Raw genomic sequence first — 2378 nt, 5'->3', positions numbered from 1 at the left:
TTGCCGCGGTCTCGCCAAACGGGCGTGTCGGCCCGGGCGGAAACACCCGTGTTTCCAACGGCCGCCCCTGCCGGCCTCCCGCGGAATGCGTCGCCCAAGCCGCGGGCCTCAACCCCCCGGCCCGCCGCCGGTATCCAGCGCGTCCTCAGAGACCTTCGGCCGCGGGCACGCGTGCTGGCGATCGTGAGTGGCAAGGGCGGCGTCGGCAAAACCTGCCTCGCCGTCAACCTCGCCATCGGACTCGCCGCCGCCGGCCGACGCATTCTCCTCCTCGATGCCGACATCGGCCTAGCGAACGTGGACCTCCTGCTCGGCCAGCGTCCGCACGGCCACCTGGGTCACGTCCTCACCGGCCAAATGGCCCTCGCCGACGTCGTCCAGGAAGGGCCGGCGGGCATCGCGTGGATCCCCGGAGCGTCGCAGATGCCCGCCCTGGCGCGCATCGGCCAGAAACGCCGCGACGCCGTCCTCGAGGGCCTTTCGGACCTCGAGACGCAGCACGACCTGGTCGTGCTCGACGCGCCGGCGGGGATCGGGCCGGGCGTCCTGGCGCTGGCCCGCCAAGCGGACGAACTCGTGCTCGTCACAACGCCCGAGCCGACCTCGCTCGTCGACGCCTACGCCCTGTTGAAGGCGGCCGCGGCCTCCGGCGCCGAATCGCTCGGCCAGGTTTGCCTCATCGTGAACATGGTCGCCCATCGCCGCGACGTCGAACGCGTCCACCGCCGACTCCGCGAGGCCGCGGGGCGTTTCCTCGGTGTGCCCGTCGGCCTCCTGGGGTACGTCTTCTGCGACGGCCACGTCGGCCGCGCCGTCCACCGCCAGGAGCCCCTGCTCCTGGCGTATCCACACTCGCAGGCCGCCTGGTGCATCAAGAGGCTCGTTTCGGCCGTCCTGGAGGGCCCGCAGGCCCGGACCCGAACGCCCATGGGCTTCTTCCAACGAATGGTGAACCGACTTGTCGCCGGTTGACGATAGAACGGCTTGCGGACCGATCCCCCGCCGCGTCGGGGGACGGGGCCATCTCGCGGGACCTCTCACGGGTCCCCGGCCCCATCGGTCCGCCGCGTGGGGAACCTACCGGAAAGGGACAGTGTCATGGCACGCACGTCCGAAGGCATCCGCACCTGGCAGGGAAACGTTGAACTGAAGGAAGAGGATCTGCCGGCCGTGTGGGCGGAGTACCACAAAACGGCCTCCGAAACCCTCCGCAACCTCCTCGTCGAACATTACCTGCCGCTCGTCAAGTCCAACAGCGAGCGCCTCTGGTCGAAACTCCCCGACGAGGTCCAACTCGACGACCTCATCAGTGCCGGCTGCGACGGCCTGAGGAACGCCATCGAAATGTTCGACCTGAAGCGCGGCGTCAAGTTCGAGACGTATTGCGGGGCCCGCATCAAGGGCGCCATCCTCGACGCCCTCCGCAACAGCGACTGGGTTCCCCGGCTCGTCCGCCATCGGGCCACCCAACTGACGCAGAGCCGGCACAAACTCGAAAACATGCTCGGACGCGGCCCCACGCACCACGAACTCGCCCAGTTCATGGCCCTTTCGGAGAAGGAATTCGAACACCTCCGACGCGACGCCAGCGCCGTCGGCATGTTCAGCCTCGACCGCAAGTTCGCCACCTCCGACTCCAGCCGCGACATCCGCGAGGCCGACCTCGTGGCCGACCGACGCGCCGAAAACCCCCTGCGCCCCATGCAAGTCGACGACCTCAAGCGCCTCATCACCAAGGGCCTCGCAAAAAACGAACGCCTCATCCTCCTCCTCTACTACTACGAAGGCATGACCATGAAGGAGATCGGGGCGACGCTGAAACTCTCCGAATCCCGCGTCAGCCAGATGCACACCGCCATCATCGAACGCCTCAAGGGGCAACTCGGCGGCCGATCCGACGACTTCGCCGTCGCCTGAAAGGCCAAACGGCAAGGCGTCTATTGATTATTTGCCTTTGGTCGTTCCCCTATCCGCTTTGTTCTCTGCGGTCTCCGCGATCTCTGCGTTGAATTCTGTGCCTCGACTTACGGACGCCGGCGATTGTGGATAACTTTTTGGCGCGAGTTTTGGGGGGTATTTTTGGGCGATTTTTTACAAGCCACCGGCCCTGGCGCTAGCGCCCGGGCGGTTTTTTCACTGCACGGGACCCGAATGGTAAGATGGGCTAGCGCGGATTTAGTGCTTTTTTCGACTTTTTTCACGTTTTTGGGGCGGTTTTTACCGGTTTTTGTGCACTATTTCGCACTTTTTCCATCCATGTCATGTGCATACCTTTATGTGCATAACTTCCTTCCCGTGAATGTAAGTGGGTTTCGGCTGGTAAGACTTCGCGCTCCTAAAGAAACAGTGTTTGAGGGCCAGGGAGAGTGTGATTGCGG

At 64.8% G+C, this 2378-nt stretch carries 2 protein-coding genes; both read left to right on the top strand.

Translation table 11 applies throughout. The features are described 5' to 3' along the window. Positions 1–972 (top strand): P-loop NTPase (locus tag NTX40_04955; GenBank protein ID MCX5648432.1); only part of this gene is annotated, 972 nt, incomplete at its 5' end. Positions 973–1098: 126 nt separating this feature from the next. After that, complete coding sequence (locus NTX40_04950) at positions 1099–1917, top strand: FliA/WhiG family RNA polymerase sigma factor (GenBank protein ID MCX5648431.1); 819 nt, start codon at positions 1099–1101, stop codon at positions 1915–1917. The last annotated feature ends 461 nt before the right edge of the window (positions 1918–2378 follow it).

The sequence above is a fragment of the Planctomycetota bacterium genome, assembly GCA_026387035.1.
Taxonomy (GTDB): domain Bacteria; phylum Planctomycetota; class Phycisphaerae; order FEN-1346; family FEN-1346; genus JAPLMM01.
This window is presented reverse-complemented; position numbering and strand designations above follow the sequence as displayed.

Coding starts and splice junctions, on each gene's coding strand:
- NTX40_04950 (MCX5648431.1), top strand. CDS start 1,099: ATGGCACGCACGTCCGAAGGCATCCGCACCTGGCAGGGAAACGTTGAA.